This window comes from Mesorhizobium sp. B2-3-10 (assembly GCF_006442275.1).
GTDB lineage: Bacteria > Pseudomonadota > Alphaproteobacteria > Rhizobiales > Rhizobiaceae > Mesorhizobium > Mesorhizobium australicum.
In genome coordinates this window covers 1-13,843 of the sequence record NZ_VFVT01000011.1, presented here as the reverse complement: position 1 = coordinate 13,843, position 13,843 = coordinate 1, and the positions used below count along the sequence as shown (strand labels likewise).

Here is a 13,843-nt window from a genome sequence, read left to right as displayed (position 1 = left end):
GCCTTCGGACGGGTCGCGGTCGGAAGGATCTGATCAGGTGCATGCCGCCGATGGAAATCCAATGATCGTATGGGGCGGATTGATGCCATGAATTTAAATGCGCTCGACCTCAATCTGGTCAGGGTGCTCGACGCGCTTTTGCGCGAACGAAGCGTGACGCGCGCCGGCGAGCAGATCGGGCTGAGCCAGCCCGCCGTGAGCGCCGCGCTCAATCGCCTGCGTCATGTCCTCAACGACCAGTTGTTCGTGCGGCGCGGCAACGACATGGTGCCGACCCCGCGCGCCGAAAGCCTGACGGAGCCGGTGCGCGCCGCACTGCGCGAGATCGAACGCGCCTTTCATTCGGCGCATTCGTTCAATCCGGCGGAACTTGAGCGAACCTTCACGCTCATGGGGGCGGACTTCTTTTCCATGCTACTGATGCCGACACTGGCGGTGCGCGTCGCGGCTATCGCGCCGCATGCGTCGTTACGGTTTCTCGATAGCGCGCGAGGCGATGTTTCGCGTCTGCTCCAGGACGATGAAATCGATGTGGCTCTCGAACGTCCGCTGGAGGTCTTGGATTGGGTCTCCAGCGTACCGCTGTTCCATTCGCCATTCGCAATCATTGCGGCGCAAAACAATGCTGCGATCAGACTGGCGGGGATCGCAGGGGGCGAGCCTATTCCGCTTGAGCTTTTTTGCGAACTGCCGCACGTTCTTCGCTCTATTGACGGCTCGATGTCGGGCTCCACCGACGAGGCGCTCCGCAAAATCGGGCGAAGCCGCCGTGTGAGCTTGGCACTGCCTCACTTTCAGGCTGTCGCGTTGGCCGTCGCAAACGGAAACTACCTTTCCGCGGTTCCCAGGCAGTTCGCGGTTTGGGCAGCCAAGACCCTGCCTCTCGCCATCTTCGAGCCGCCACTTCCCATTGCCGTTCCTGAAATCAGGATGTACTGGCACGCACGCCGAGACGACGAGCCCCCTCATCGCTGGATTCGCCTTCAGATCCTGGACGTTGTGGGCGCTCTTGGATTTGTGGAAAGCGCCGCTGGTGAAGTTGCCGCGCCATAGCGGCCAGGCAGTTCACCCCGCCGTGTAGCCGCCGTCGACGGCAAAGATGCCGCCACTGGTCCAGCCAGCCTCGTCGCTGGCGAGATAGACCGCCATCCCGGCGAGGTCGTCAGGCCGGCCGATGCGGCCGAGAGGATAGCTGCGCTCGACATAGGCTTTCAGTTCCGCCTGTGCCTCGGCCGGCAGGTTGTCGACGGTCTTGCGCCGCATTGCGGTATCCACCGTACCGGGTGCGATTGCGTTGACGCGGATGCCGCGCGGACCGAGTTCGAAGGCCAGCGATTTGGTCAGCGAGTTCAACGCGCCTTTGGACAGGGAGTAGAGGCTTGATGGCCGTTTCGGGATCATCTTGTTGGCGAAATAAGAGGAGATGTTGATGACGGATGCACCTGCACCGAGATGCGGCAGCAGCCCCTGGGTGAGGAAGAACGCCGCCGTCACATTGAGCGCGAAAGAGTGCTGGAACTGTGCCTCGCTGACACTCTCGAACGGCACGAGATAGGCGACACCGGCATTGTTGACGAGAACGTCGAGTGGCCGGCCGGATTCTTTCGCCTGCTCGACGACCGCTGCGAGGCCGGGGCTGGTGGCGAGGTCGGCCGACAATGTCGCCACCATGCCTGTCGAGCCGAGGGCCATCAGCTTCTGGCGAGCGGTGTCGAGTTTGCCCGCGTCGCGGCCCACGATCAGGACATCGGCACCCTCGTGCAGGAATGCCTCGGCGATCGCCAGGCCGATGCCATCCGATCCGCCGGTGATCAACGTCCGCTTGCCGTGAAGCCTCATCACGCACCTCACCATGCGTTTGCCATCAAACAGAGGGATCGCACCGCATGTCCGTGACGGGGTCAAGTCATCAGGCTATCCCAGGGTATGAACTTCGGCCGGCGTCCGGCGCAAGCGCCCGACGGCCGGCTGGCCTGAGACCCGTCGCAGCGCGAAAACCGGACGACGTGCGGGTCGGTTTCACGCGCTGGCGGTGGAGCGCTCCTGAGTAGCCAGCCGCGCGGCGACATAGCCCTTGACCTGCCGGATCGCCTGTTCGCGCGAGACGCTGCCCGGCTGCAGGCCGAGCCGAAGCCAGAGTCCGTCTATCAAGGCCGTGACGCCAAGCGCGATGTCGTCGGCCTCCCCAGGTGAGGCGAGGCCGCGCAGGCCGGACAACAGGTTCGAGCGCATGCGCCCATGGATCACCTTCTGGATGCGCGCCAGCTTTTCATCGCGCGGCACCTCGGCGCAGAGCGAAAGCCAGGCATGGCATAGGGGCGGCAGGAAGAGATGCTCCTCGAAATTGCCCTCGATCACCGCGTCCAGGCGTTCCATCGAAGTCCGCGCCCGGCGAAGCCTTGCGACCACCGCGTTGCATAGGACTGCGTTGGCCTCGCGCATGGCGTGCTCGAACAATTCCTGCTTGTTGCGGAAATAGTGCAGCACGATGCCTTTGGAGGCGCCTGCATGGGCGGCGACTTTTTCCAGCGTCGCCCCCGCAATGCCTTCGCGCTCCAGAACCGCGAAGGCCGCCTGGCGCAATTCCTTTCGGCGTATGTCGCCAAGGCGTTTCAGTTTCACGGGATTGTTCCATGCCTCACGAATCCACGTTGACATTTTCGCCCCGCGAGATCAATCATTGACCCATGGGACAATAAAAAGACCGATGGGTCAACACAATAAGGAGAACGGAAATGGTGCGTATCCTTGCAAGCTGTCTGGCCGCGCTGGCGTTGGCCTCGCAGGCTGCCCAGGCGGCCGACGCCGAGCAATGCCGTGTGGTCCGCATGGCCGAGCCCGGCTGGAACGATCTCGCTTTCACCACGGGTGTGGGCAATGTGCTCCTGCAAGCGCTCGGCTATCAGCCACAGAGCGAGGTGCTGGGCATCAACGTCATCTACGAAGGCATGAAGAACCGGGATCTCGACCTGTTCCTGGGCTACTGGGACCCGGCGATGGTCACCTATTACGAACCCTACAAGAAGGACGGCTCGATCGAGAATGTGCGTGTCAATCTCGTCGGCGCCAAATACACGTTCGCCGTACCGACCTATGTCTGGGAGGCAGGGGTCAAGGACGTCTCCGACCTGCACAAGTTCGCCGACAAGTTCGGCAAGAAGATGTATGGCATCGAGCCCGGCTCCAACCAGCTGATGATGGACGCCATCGCCGATCCGGCCTTCGGCCTCGATGGCTGGCACGTGGTCGAGTCCAGCGAAGCCGGCATGCTGTCGGAGGTCGGTTACGAGATCAAGGAGAAGCAGTTCATCGTCTTCCAGGGCTGGGCGCCGCATCCGATGAACACCATGTACGACTTCAAGTATCTGACCGGCGGCGACAAGTTCTTTGGCCCGAATTTCGGCGCCGCGACGGTGACGACGCAGGTCCGCAAGGGCTACCTGCAGGAATGTCCTAACGTGGCGCAGTTCCTCAGGAACCTGGTCTTCGACATCGACTTCGAGAATGTCGGCATGGGCTACCTCATCAATGACGGCATGAAGCCGGAGGACGGGGCGCTGAAGGCGATCACGCTGAACAAGAACCGTCTCGATGCCTGGCTCGCCGGTGTCACGACTTTCGATGGCAAGCCTGGTCTTGCCGCCGTCAAGGAGAAGCTCGGCCTGTGAGACCGCCGGACGCTTTGTCCATCACCTGTGTGGAACAGAACGCCTGGGCTGGTCGCAAGCAATGGGTCAATATCGGCGATCTCGACATCGCCTATGTCGAGATCGCCGGTGCCGGGCCGCCGCTGTTGCTGATCCATGGTTTCACCGACACCAGCCGCAGCTTTTCGCTGCTGGCGCCGCATCTGGCTGGCCGCCGGCTGATCATGCCCGATCTGCGCGGCCATGGTGCCTCGCAGGCGGGCGGCGGCTACCGCGTCGCTGATTTCGCCGAGGATATTGCCGGGTTGATCCGGCATCTGCGGCTGGACCGGCCTGTCATCGTCGGTCATTCGCTGGGCGGCATGGTGGCAATTGCATTAGCCGCCCGGCAGCCGGACTTGATCGGAGGCCTGGTCGTGCTGGCCAGCACGCTGAAGCCCGGCTTCACGCCGGACCATGCGTTGCCGGTCGGCATCCTGGCCTTGCACGATCCGATATCGCCGGCCGACCCGTTCTTTGCCTGGTGGCATGCGTGCCAAACCTCGGTGCCGCGGACGTTCCTCGCGGGCCTGGCGACGGAAGCTTCCGCCATGCCTGCGGCCCGCTGGCGTGCCATTCTGGAGGAAGTCCGCATCACCGACCTGACCGCCGAGGCACGGGCCGTGCGGGCCAAGGCACTGATCATCGCCGGCGCCTGCGATCCGCTATTCGACGAGCCGCATCAGCAGGCTTTGGCCGACGCGCTGACCGGATCCCGTCTCGCCTGGGCGCAAAACTGCGGTCACAATCCCCATTGGGAGGACCCGGCCTTCGTCGCCTCCGCGATGGCGGGACTGCTCTCCGGCCGCTGATCACCGCAACAGCGATCGGGCCGTGGGCACCAGCCGCAACGTCTCGGCCGGCTTAGTGCTAATGCCCTGCATGTTGTGGCCAAGTGCCTGCCACGCCGGCGAAGCGGCGAGGCGATGGCTGGCGTGGGCATCGCCGTCGGGGAAGCCGGTAACGGTGATAAAGACGTTTTCGCCGGCGCGCACGGGTAGCCGCGGGAAGGTGTTTGCGGCCGGCTCCGTCAGGAAGGCGCCAAGCAGACGCGCACGGGTCTGGGCAAGCCGCGCAACCATCTCCGCCCGGAAGCGCCCGGCGAAGTCGGCGCCGATGCCCGGCCGTAAATGATGAATCGAAATCTCAACCAGGCCGGGCAACCCGCTCCGTTCGCTTGTGCTTTTGGCCATGTCGGCCATTGGCCGGCGCAATCCCGACAGATCGAAGCCGGCATCCGGCCACGCCGGCCGCAGCAGCAACACATCGTCGGAATCGATCATCGTCGCGTTGGCCGCGTCGCGGTGCGCCGCCCATACCGGGCCGTCATAGAACGCGCTCAGAGCATCCTTGCGCGCATCCATGCTCTCGAAACCGCGCATCCAGACGAACATATCGGGGCGGTCCAGGTCGCGAAACTGGCCGATGATGGTCATCCCCGCGTCTTCCTGGCTTTCGATGAACTGCGTGTCGAAGATATCGATCAACGTTTCGCGCCGGCCAGGCTTCAACGTGTACTGCCGCAATTCGACGATCGGCGAGGCGAGTACCGCCGGCTTAGGCGTGGCATTCGGGATCGGGCTCATCCGCGGGTTCTCCAAAACAGGTTGATCGTCCTGTTTATAAACAGACCGGTTGCCCTGTTTTGTCAACATGCTATCCTTCGGCAATGTCAGCAGAGCTCAACATCCGGCCAGGGCGAGTCCGAGGCAAACGCATCAACGACCCCGAAGGCATGCGCCGCAAAGTGCTCGATGTCGCCGAGGCAGCGTTTCAGGCACGCGGCTATCATGCTTCCAGCCTCGGCGACCTGATGGCGGCGGCAGGCGTCAGCGGTGGCGCGTTGCATCATCACTTCCCGACCAAGAAGGCGCTGGCGCTGGCGGTCATCGACGAGCGCGTGGCGGCGGCGGTCGAGGAGACGTGGATCGCGCCGGTGCGGCAGGCGGCCTCGGCGCGCGAGGGCGTGCGTCAAGTGTTCGACGCCGTGGCGGCGGAACTGGAACGACAAGGTTTCGTGCGCGGCTGCCCCCTCAACAATCTGGCGCATGAACTGTCGCTCGCCGATCCCGAATTTCGGAATGCCCTTGTTGGCGTCTTTTCGGCATGGCGCCAGGCGATCGCCGACAAGATCAGGGCCGACCAGCGGGAGGGCAGGGAGCAAGGCACGGATCCCGAGCATTTTGCGGTGTTTGCGGTCGCCGCCTATTCCGGCGCCATGTCGATGGCCAAGACAGCACAGGACGCCGGCCCGTTGCGCGATTGCCTGGCGGCGCTGGAGCAGAGCGCCTCGCAAGCGGCATCATCGCAGGGCGAGCCGGTGGCGCGGCGACGTCGCAGGGTGCTGCGCCGGCATGGCGCCACTTGAGGCAGGTGGATCGCTGGGGCCCGGCTCTGACGTCGCGACCAAGCTGGACGGACAGACGCCGCTTGTGCTGAATTCCGCCGATGATGAATCGCCTTCCGCCCCTATTGTTCTCACGACGCGGCTTTCTGGTGCAGGCCGCCGGTCTTGCCGCTGCCGGCGCGCTTTCGCGTCCGGCGCTCGGCCAGACCGGACAGCGCATCCAGCCCGTCGACGCCACCTTCCTGTTCGTCGCCGACGTCCATGCCTGCCGCATGGCGAGCGGCTTGAGCCCTAATTGCCAGTTGGAAGGCAAGACGGACGCGGCGCTGCTGCGCAACGTCGCGGCGTTGAACGCCATCGGTGACAAGGATTGGCCGGCGCGGATCAACGGTATCGCCACGGGCCTGCGGCCGGCCGGCAGCCGCATCGGCACGCCGCTCGGCCTTGTCGTTGGCGGTGACATCACCGACGATGGCGGCGGCCAGATCACCGAGCCCAGCGAAGGCACCCAGCTTCTGCAGTTCAGCCAGCGCTATCAGCAAGGCATGGGCCCCGACCGTGTGCACATTCCGGTTTATGTCGGGCTCGGCAATCACGACCTCGATCAGAACGGCCCGCCGCACCATGTCGACTGGTACCGGCGTGAAATGCGCGACTATGTCGAGGTCAATCATCGCGCCGGCGTGTTCTTCAAGCCGCCGGTGCCGGCCACCAGCTACGACGTCGACACCGACTGCTATTCCTGGGACTGGGGTGGCCTGCATCTGGTGCAGACCCATCGCTTCGCCGGCGACACCGGCCATGGCGCCGACAGCAGCCTGCCTTGGCTCAAGCAGGACCTCGCAACTTATGCGGCGGATGGGCGCCCGGTCATCCTGTTCCAGCACTATGGCTGGGATACTTTTTCGATAGAGCGGTGGGACCCCGCCAAGAGAGCATTCGACGATGACGGCAAGGGCGCGCCGCATTGGTGGAGCGATGCGGACCGCCAGGCCTTGCTGGCCGCCCTGAAGGGTTACAACGTCGTTGCCGTCTTCCACGGTCACCAGCACGAGGTGCCGATGATCTATCAACGCGACGGCCTCGATCTCTTCAAGCCGAAAGCCGCCTATATGGGCGGCTTCGCCTTGGCACGTGTCACCAGCGACAGCCTGGACGTCGTGCTGGGCGAAGCCGGCGACGATCATGGCGCCGTGATTTTCACCAACGCTTTCAGCAAATCGCTGAAGACGTGAAAAGGGCCGCTCGACGCGGCCCTTTCCTCAGCGGTCAAGCGATTTCTTGACCTTGTCCTTCGCGTCGCCATAGGCCTTCTGCACCTTGCCGGTGGCCTTGTCGGCCATGCCTTCTGCCTGCGTCTGCCTATCGCCGGTCACTTTGCCGGCGGCTTGCTTGACCGAGCCTTTTACCTGCTTGGCCGCACCGGCGACCTGATCCTTGTTCACCATTTTCGCATCTCCCGGGTTTGGTTGGCCTTGGCAAACGAGCCGGCACGGTTTCGGTTCCGACAGCCGCCGCTTATGTCGGCGAAACAGGGTGTCTTTCGGGCGCCGCGCCGGCAGGCTAGGGTGCCGGCCAGCGCACTCCGCAAGGAGCAAACCGCCAAGGGGGACAAATGTCGGAATTCACGCTCTATATCGGCAACAAGTGCTTCTCGTCCTGGTCGCTCAGGCCCTGGGTGGCGATGCGGCACCTGGAGATACCGTTCGAAGAGGTCTTGGTGCGGCTGCGCACCCCCGAGACCGCCGCCAACCTGGCGAACGTGTCGCCGACAGGTCAAGTCCCTGTCTTGGTTCACAAGCCCTTGAACCACACTGGCGGAATGGTCTGGGAAACCCTTGCCATCCTTGAATACCTCGCCGATCTCTTTCCGGAGAAAAAGCTCTGGCCGGCCGATATCGGCGCCCGGGCGCTGGCGCGTTCGGCGGCGACCGAGATGCATTCCGGTTTTCGCGAAGTCCGCTATGGCTGGCCGATGAATTTGCGGCGGCCAAAGGGCCACAAGCCACTCGACGCCGAGGGCGAGGCGCAACGCGCCCGCATCGAGGCGCTGTGGCGCGAGTGCCGTGAGAAACACCGCAAGGGCGGCCCGTTTCTGTTCGGCCATTTCACCGCGGCCGATGCCATGTATGCGCCTGTCGTCACCCGCTTCGACACCTATGGTGGGGATCTGGCGCCCGATACCAGGGCCTATGTCGACGCCATCCTCGCGCTGCCGGCGATGCGCCAATGGTATGCGGAAGCGGCGAAGGAGCCGTGGCCGGAGCCGGGGCCGGATGAATAGGACCCGTCTGCGAAGCGGTCTTCCCCGTTGACCGGGACGGCCTATCTAGGAGCATTGGCGCGGCGCCCTTTGGAGATGTTGCAATGACCGTTTCTTCCATGCTTGCCGGCAAGGTTGCTCTCGTCACCGGCGCTTCCTCGGGCATTGGCGAGGCGACGGCTGCGGCACTGGCTGCTGCCGGGGCAAGGGTGGCGGTCGCCGCCCGTCGGGTCGATAGGCTCGAAGCTCTGGCCGCCCGCATCGAAAAAATCGGCGGAACGGCTTTACGCATCGAGGCCGACGTCACCAGCAATGACGATGTCGCGGCCATGGTCGGGAAGGTGGTGGCCGAATGGGGTCGGCTAGACATTCTTGTCAACAATGCCGGCGTGATGCTGCTCTCGCCGGCAGCGGAGGCAACGCTCGATGACTGGCGCCATATGGTGGAACTCAACCTGCTGGCGCTGATGGGCGTCACCAAGGCGGCGCTGCCGCATCTCAAGGCTGCCAAGGGCCATATCGTCAATGTCTCGTCGGTCGCCGGCCGCGTCGCCAATCCCGGCGCCAGCGGTTACGCGGCGACCAAATTTGGTGTTGTCGGTTTTTCGGAATCACTGCGGCGCGAAGTCTATGCCGACAAGGTTCGCGTTACCGTGATCGAGCCCGGCCTGGTGCGCACAGAGCTTGGCGACCATATCACCAACGCTGCCTCGAAGGCGGGGCTGGACCAGCGCCTCGCCACGATGGAAGCGCTGACCGCCGAGGATGTCGCCGCCGCCATCCTCTATGCCGTCGGCCAGCCGGCGCGCGTCAACGTCAACGAGATCGTCATCAGACCGACCGACCAGGAACGCTGAGCGGCCGCCGGCAACGCTCAGGTGCGGGCGCTTGTTCACCATGGATGTTGGCCAGATGACGTCCTTTCAGGCGTCGAATTCTCGGATCGATGGCGCAACATTTGACAGGCGTCTGAAACACGCGTAGAAGAAAGTCGTCGATATTTGTTTGACTGACTTTTGTTATCCGCGCTTCCGGGCGCGCCTTTGACGAACTTCCCACATCAAAAATCGAGACAAACGGCGTTGTGCATCCGCATGACGGCGAACGAATATTTGCCATGGAAAGGGTTCGTCATGAGCACCGGCACAGTTAAGTGGTTCAACGCCACCAAGGGTTTTGGTTTTATTCAGCCTGACGACGGCTCCGCCGACGTTTTTGTCCACATCTCGGCCGTGGAACGCGCCGGTATGCGCGACATCGTCGAGGGCCAGAAGCTCGGCTACGAGATGGTCCGCGACAACAAGTCGGGCAAGATGTCCGCCGACCAGTTGAAGGCGGCCTGAAGAAAGAATTCAGCCGTCCCGGTGACCACGGATGTACTGGCACCGGTGAACGGCGAATTCGGGCGCATGGCTACGGGAACTTGAGTTTCCACGGCTTCTGCTGCCCATCAGGAGCTGCCTTGTGCATCCAGTTGGATGCGCGGCGCTCCCAGGGAAGGTCAGGCGGTGCCTGGCCTTTTTCATTTTACGCTTGTTGCCGCCGAAAATGCGCTGCGCATTGGGCTGAACGTGCTAAGGGACGCTCCAGCATCTTGAATCCGCTGCCGCATCGCTTTGTGCATGGTCCCGACCGAAGACCCGGTCTCGTCCTATCGGCACCAGGCTCCTGACAGGAGAAAGATTTTGACCGCCCATTCGAAGACAGCCGTCGATCCGGCCGTGTCGCTGTTCAGCAAGACGCAAACACAGTCGATGTCGCTTAACCGCATCATTTCCGAGCGCGATGCCGTCAGCGAAGCGCGGGAAGCCAAGACCGCGCGCCTGCGCGAGCTGCGGCTGGAGAAGGAGGCCGACGAGATGGCGGCAGCGGCGGCACTCGCGGCGCTGCCGAAACGAGCCGGAAAACGCTGATGGCCACCAAGCGCGTACCGCAAACGCCAATCGCGGCCGATGCGACCATTGCCGACATGGTCGAGACCCTGGACAAGCCGGTCGAATATGTCCGGCGCGTGCTGGAAAAGCTCGAACGCTGCAAGCGCGCCCATGGCGATGCCCAGGTGCGCGTCGGCGTGCGCGGCCGGGCCGAGTGCCCGAACTACCTCATCGAATATGTCCGCGAAGACGCCAAGACCCATGAGCGGGTCACCTATCAGGATGCCGCCTATAGCGGCAGCACGCATCGTGAGCTGGCCGCGCACCACATCGCGGAAGCCAGGAACTGGTCGCCCGAGGAAATGAACATCACGGCGGTTTCCGCATTGATCGGCCGCTTGCGCAATCCGCGCGCACCATCATCGCGTTTCGCCGACGAGGATTGAAATGGCCATAAAATTCTCCGCCATGGATCAGCCGGCAGCGCCGGCTCCCGCCGCAAAGCCGGCCAAGCCGGTTGCCGCGCCGAAGGCCGCCGCCGCCGACCAGGCAGCGACCGATCTGTTCAAGTCGCCAGCGGACGCACCGAAGGGCAAGACCGGCAAGAAGAAGTAGCGCCTTGCCGCGGGACGCCGATCGCAATCTCGCCGCGCCGGGGCCGTTTGCCCAGGCAGCCACGACCAGCCTGCCGTCGGCACAACCAGGCATCGCTCCTATGTTCGATTGCCAGAGCTGCGGCGCGTGCTGTTCCTATTCAGCCGAGTGGCCGCGCTTTTCGACAGAGGACGATGCGCAGCTCGACCGCATCCCGGAAAAATACGTGGCGGCAGACCTGTCGGGCATGCGCTGTGACGGCGTGCGCTGTTCGGCCCTGTCTGGCGAGGTCGGCAAGTCGACCGCCTGCACCATCTATGACCTGCGCCCGGATGTCTGCCGCGCCTGCATGCCTGGCGACGACGAGTGCCTGATGGCGCGCCGGGCGCTCGGATTTTCCACCTCTTAGCGGCGGCTTCCTGGCGGCGAATGCATGTCGCCCGGAAGCGTCCACGGTTCCGGGACGACGACAAGCATAAAATCAGAAGCTTACAGCGGGTCGGCGAATCCTGTCGCCGCGACATGCTGTAATGACTGTCGCTTGTGCGCACCCCGCTTGCTGGCTAGGCTGCGTCAGGGTAGGGCGCCGGAGGAAATCATCGTGAGCATCGAATTTCTGTTGACGTCGCTGATCGTCGTGGCTTCGCCGGGCACCGGCGTACTCTATACGCTGAGCGCCGGGCTTTCGCGTGGTGCGCGGGCCTCGATCATTGCCGCCTTCGGCTGCACGCTCGGCATCATCCCGCATATGGCGGCCGCCATCACCGGTCTGGCGGCGCTGCTGCACACCAGTGCTGTCGCCTTCGAGACGCTGAAATATCTGGGCGTCGCCTATCTGCTCTACATGGCTTGGAACACACTGAAGGAAAAAGGCGGCCTGAGCGTCGAGGACAATGTCGCGCCGCGCTCGGCCGGCAAGGTGATCGCCACCGGCATCCTCGTCAACGTGCTCAATCCGAAACTGTCGATCTTCTTCTTCGCCTTCCTGCCGCAATTCGTCAGCACCACCGAACCCAACGCACTGTCGAAGATGCTGGAGCTCAGCTCGGTCTTCATGTTTTTGACCTTCGTGGTTTTTGTCGGCTACGGCATCTTCGCGGCGTCGATCCGCAGCCATGTCGTGTCGCGGCCAATGGTGCTGACCTGGATGCGCCGGACTTTTGCCGGCGCCTTCGTCATGCTCGGCGCCAAGCTGGCGCTGGCGGATAGGTGATCGAGGCGCTTAGTCTAGCCCTTGACATAACCCATCGCCTCGACGATCCGCCCGCCCGCGACGCGCATCAGGTTGACGCCGCGCAGCGAATTGCCGTCGGCCATCCAGTAGCGCCAGCGGATCGTGGCGCGGTCGCCGGCCACGAAAGTCTCTTCGAGGTCGAAGCGCGTACCGGGTGCGGTGGCGATCGCCGACCACAGCTCGACGCAGGCTGCCTTGCCGGCGCGGCGCGCGCCGTCCGGCGCCGGCGTGGTGTTCTCGATCACGCAGTCCTGCGCCACCAGATCGTCGAGAGCCGAGGGATCGTGACCCTGGAACACATCGTTGTAGCGCCGCATGATTTCAGCCGTTTCGCCGGAGCGGCTGGCCGTGGTGATGTCGATGATCAATTCCTGGGTCATGCGATTTCTCCTTCCGTTCAGTGACTTATGAGGTTCGCTTTCAGCGTGATCGTGGCGACGCCGGCCAGCGCCCGCGACACGAGGCATCCCGCCTTGGCCGACTGCGCCAGCCGCTCGAAGTCGGCGGCGGCGAGCCCGGGGACGGTCGCCTCCGTCTCCAATTCAATGCGGGTAATCGTCGGCCCGGCCGCGGTGGCGCCCAGATGCACCTTGGCGGTCGTATGGATGTCGCTCGCGATATGACCTTCACTGCCGAGGACGGCGGTGAGCGCCATCGAGAAGCAGCCGGCATGGGCGGCCGCGATCAGTTCCTCCGGATTGGTGCCGGGGCCGTTTTCGAAGCGGGACGGGAACGAGTAGGCGCCCTCGAACACGCCGCTGCCCAGCCTGAGCCGTCCGGAACCTTCCTTGAGCGGGCCGTGCCATTCGGCCGATGCTTCGCGAATTGTCATTGCTGTCTCTCCTCTGGTTGATGAAATGAAGGCGCAAGCACCGCTTCCTCATGCATCACGAGCCAGGCCGCCGTCTTGCCCTTTCCGCCGATACCCATCCATCTCTGCCTCCGAAATATGTAGACCGATTTACATATTATGTAGACCGATTGTCATATTTCGGGCAAGCCTTATAGTGCGCACTCCTGACAGAGGTTGACATGGCGACGGACACACGCACGCGGATGATCGAGGCGACGGCACTGCTATTGCGGCGGCGCGGCTATCACGGCACGTCGCTCAACGACATTTTGAGCGCCAGCGGCGCACCCCGCGGCTCGCTCTATTTCCACTTCCCAGGCGGCAAGGACCAACTGGTGGTCGAGGTGACGCGCGCCAGCGTCGCCGAGGTAACCGAGCGTCTGGGCGAGGCTTTGGCCGCCGAACGCGACCCTGCCGTCGCCGTCCATCACATCTATCAGTCGGTGGCACGCATGCTGGAAGACAATGAGTTCTCACTCGGCTGCCCGGTCGCGCCGGTCGTGCTGGACTCGCCAGGCGATGTGCCCGACCTTGTCGAACTGTGCCGCTCGGCCTTCGAACAGTGGATCGGCTTGCTGCGTGAGGCTTTCGTCAGGGCAGGGGTGCCCGAGCGTCGCGCGCAGGCACTGGCGTTGCTGGTCGAGTCTTCGCTGGAAGGCTTAATGGTGATTGCCCGCGCCACCCGCGACCGCTCATCGCTCAACGCAGTGGCCGATGAGGTGGCCATCCTTATCGAGCAGGCCGTGCTCGCCGGCAAGGTGGCACAGCGGGCGGAGACTACCGCTGTCTGACCGCTAGTCCCAACTGACTGCGGTGGAGCACCAGCCTCAAGACGAAAAGAAAAGGGCGACCTCGAGGGCCGCCCTTCGGTAGCTGAATGCAGATGGAAGCGTGGATTAGAGGTCCATGCCGCCGCTCAAGCCCGCTTGCGGGCTTGAGCAACTTGGATTCATGGGCGTGCTTTATGGACTTCTTAGAAGTCCATGCCGCCA

General features: G+C 63.7%; 20 protein-coding genes. 14 read left to right on the top strand and 6 right to left on the bottom strand.

Features of this window, described 5'->3' with window-relative positions; all coding sequences use genetic code 11:
- Window positions 1-87: 87 nt before the first annotated feature.
- Window positions 88-1,053: a LysR family transcriptional regulator gene (locus FJ943_RS26190; protein ID WP_015318402.1), complete on the top strand. Its 966-nt coding sequence runs from the start codon at window positions 88-90 to the stop codon at window positions 1,051-1,053.
- 12 nt (window positions 1,054-1,065) lie between these two features.
- Here FJ943_RS26190 and FJ943_RS26185 read toward each other — a convergent pair whose 3' ends face one another.
- Complete coding sequence (locus tag FJ943_RS26185) at window positions 1,066-1,839, bottom strand: SDR family oxidoreductase (RefSeq protein WP_140726461.1); 774 nt, start codon at window positions 1,837-1,839, stop codon at window positions 1,066-1,068.
- A 180-nt stretch (window positions 1,840-2,019) separates the two neighbouring features.
- The gene (gene betI / locus FJ943_RS26180; protein WP_140726238.1) at window positions 2,020-2,658 is read right to left on the bottom strand and encodes a transcriptional regulator BetI; all 639 of its coding nucleotides are present in this window, start codon (window positions 2,656-2,658) and stop codon (window positions 2,020-2,022) included.
- A 77-nt stretch (window positions 2,659-2,735) separates the two neighbouring features.
- Here betI and choX point away from each other — a divergent pair, with 77 nt between their 5' ends.
- Together choX and FJ943_RS26170 are read left to right on the top strand one after the other, a co-directional pair.
- Window positions 2,736-3,668, top strand: a complete 933-nt coding sequence (choX, locus tag FJ943_RS26175; RefSeq protein ID WP_140726236.1) for a choline ABC transporter substrate-binding protein — start codon at window positions 2,736-2,738, stop codon at window positions 3,666-3,668.
- Window positions 3,665-4,498: an alpha/beta hydrolase gene (locus FJ943_RS26170; protein WP_246671940.1), complete on the top strand. Its 834-nt coding sequence runs from the start codon at window positions 3,665-3,667 to the stop codon at window positions 4,496-4,498. Before choX ends, FJ943_RS26170 begins: the two co-directional genes overlap by 4 nt.
- Here FJ943_RS26170 and FJ943_RS26165 read toward each other — a convergent pair whose 3' ends face one another.
- The gene (locus FJ943_RS26165) at window positions 4,499-5,341 is read right to left on the bottom strand and encodes an NIPSNAP family protein (protein WP_348642102.1); all 843 of its coding nucleotides are present in this window, start codon (window positions 5,339-5,341) and stop codon (window positions 4,499-4,501) included.
- A gap of 80 nt (window positions 5,342-5,421) precedes the next feature.
- Between FJ943_RS26165 and FJ943_RS26160 the strand changes: the two genes are divergently transcribed.
- Window positions 5,422-6,054 (top strand): TetR/AcrR family transcriptional regulator, encoded by a 633-nt coding sequence (locus FJ943_RS26160; protein WP_181174641.1) that lies wholly within the window; start codon window positions 5,422-5,424, stop codon window positions 6,052-6,054.
- Between the two features lie 80 nt (window positions 6,055-6,134).
- Window positions 6,135-7,268, top strand: coding sequence for a metallophosphoesterase (locus FJ943_RS26155; RefSeq protein ID WP_140726232.1), 1,134 nt, complete (start codon window positions 6,135-6,137; stop codon window positions 7,266-7,268).
- 27 nt (window positions 7,269-7,295) lie between these two features.
- On the opposite strand, the gene FJ943_RS26150 is transcribed toward FJ943_RS26155, so the two are convergent.
- Entirely contained in the window at window positions 7,296-7,481 is a 186-nt protein-coding gene (locus FJ943_RS26150) for a CsbD family protein (protein ID WP_015318399.1), read from the bottom strand.
- Between the two features lie 167 nt (window positions 7,482-7,648).
- Between FJ943_RS26150 and FJ943_RS26145 the strand changes: the two genes are divergently transcribed.
- The 8 genes from FJ943_RS26145 to FJ943_RS26110 all read left to right on the top strand — a co-directional run bounded on the left by FJ943_RS26145 (window position 7,649) and on the right by FJ943_RS26110 (window position 11,977).
- The gene (locus tag FJ943_RS26145) at window positions 7,649-8,317 is read left to right on the top strand and encodes a glutathione S-transferase family protein (RefSeq protein ID WP_140664795.1); all 669 of its coding nucleotides are present in this window, start codon (window positions 7,649-7,651) and stop codon (window positions 8,315-8,317) included.
- An 83-nt stretch (window positions 8,318-8,400) separates the two neighbouring features.
- The gene (locus tag FJ943_RS26140; RefSeq protein ID WP_015318397.1) at window positions 8,401-9,153 is read left to right on the top strand and encodes an SDR family NAD(P)-dependent oxidoreductase; all 753 of its coding nucleotides are present in this window, start codon (window positions 8,401-8,403) and stop codon (window positions 9,151-9,153) included.
- A 276-nt stretch (window positions 9,154-9,429) separates the two neighbouring features.
- Window positions 9,430-9,639, top strand: coding sequence for a cold-shock protein (locus tag FJ943_RS26135; protein WP_010915421.1), 210 nt, complete (start codon window positions 9,430-9,432; stop codon window positions 9,637-9,639).
- 342 nt (window positions 9,640-9,981) lie between these two features.
- Window positions 9,982-10,209 (top strand): hypothetical protein, encoded by a 228-nt coding sequence (locus FJ943_RS26130; RefSeq protein WP_015318396.1) that lies wholly within the window; start codon window positions 9,982-9,984, stop codon window positions 10,207-10,209.
- On the top strand, window positions 10,209-10,616 hold the full coding sequence (locus FJ943_RS26125) for a hypothetical protein (RefSeq protein ID WP_140617157.1): 408 nt from the start codon (window positions 10,209-10,211) through the stop codon (window positions 10,614-10,616). The genes FJ943_RS26130 and FJ943_RS26125 overlap by 1 nt, the downstream gene beginning before the upstream one ends.
- A 1-nt stretch (window position 10,617) precedes the next feature.
- A complete protein-coding gene (locus FJ943_RS26120) occupies window positions 10,618-10,785 on the top strand; it encodes a hypothetical protein (protein ID WP_140726229.1) in 168 nt (55 codons plus the stop codon).
- Between the two features lie 100 nt (window positions 10,786-10,885).
- Window positions 10,886-11,173: a YkgJ family cysteine cluster protein gene (locus tag FJ943_RS26115; protein ID WP_015318393.1), complete on the top strand. Its 288-nt coding sequence runs from the start codon at window positions 10,886-10,888 to the stop codon at window positions 11,171-11,173.
- A gap of 192 nt (window positions 11,174-11,365) precedes the next feature.
- Window positions 11,366-11,977: a LysE family translocator gene (locus FJ943_RS26110; protein ID WP_015318392.1), complete on the top strand. Its 612-nt coding sequence runs from the start codon at window positions 11,366-11,368 to the stop codon at window positions 11,975-11,977.
- A gap of 14 nt (window positions 11,978-11,991) precedes the next feature.
- Here FJ943_RS26110 and FJ943_RS26105 read toward each other — a convergent pair whose 3' ends face one another.
- Both FJ943_RS26105 and FJ943_RS26100 read right to left on the bottom strand, forming a co-directional pair.
- Window positions 11,992-12,378 (bottom strand): nuclear transport factor 2 family protein, encoded by a 387-nt coding sequence (locus FJ943_RS26105; RefSeq protein ID WP_140726227.1) that lies wholly within the window; start codon window positions 12,376-12,378, stop codon window positions 11,992-11,994.
- Between the two features lie 17 nt (window positions 12,379-12,395).
- Window positions 12,396-12,830, bottom strand: coding sequence for an OsmC family protein (locus tag FJ943_RS26100; RefSeq protein WP_140726224.1), 435 nt, complete (start codon window positions 12,828-12,830; stop codon window positions 12,396-12,398).
- Between the two features lie 200 nt (window positions 12,831-13,030).
- Between FJ943_RS26100 and FJ943_RS26095 the strand changes: the two genes are divergently transcribed.
- Window positions 13,031-13,642 carry a TetR/AcrR family transcriptional regulator gene (locus FJ943_RS26095; protein WP_140726221.1) on the top strand — a complete coding sequence of 204 codons (612 nt, stop codon included), beginning with the start codon at window positions 13,031-13,033 and terminating at the stop codon, window positions 13,640-13,642.
- The last annotated feature ends 201 nt before the right edge of the window (window positions 13,643-13,843 follow it).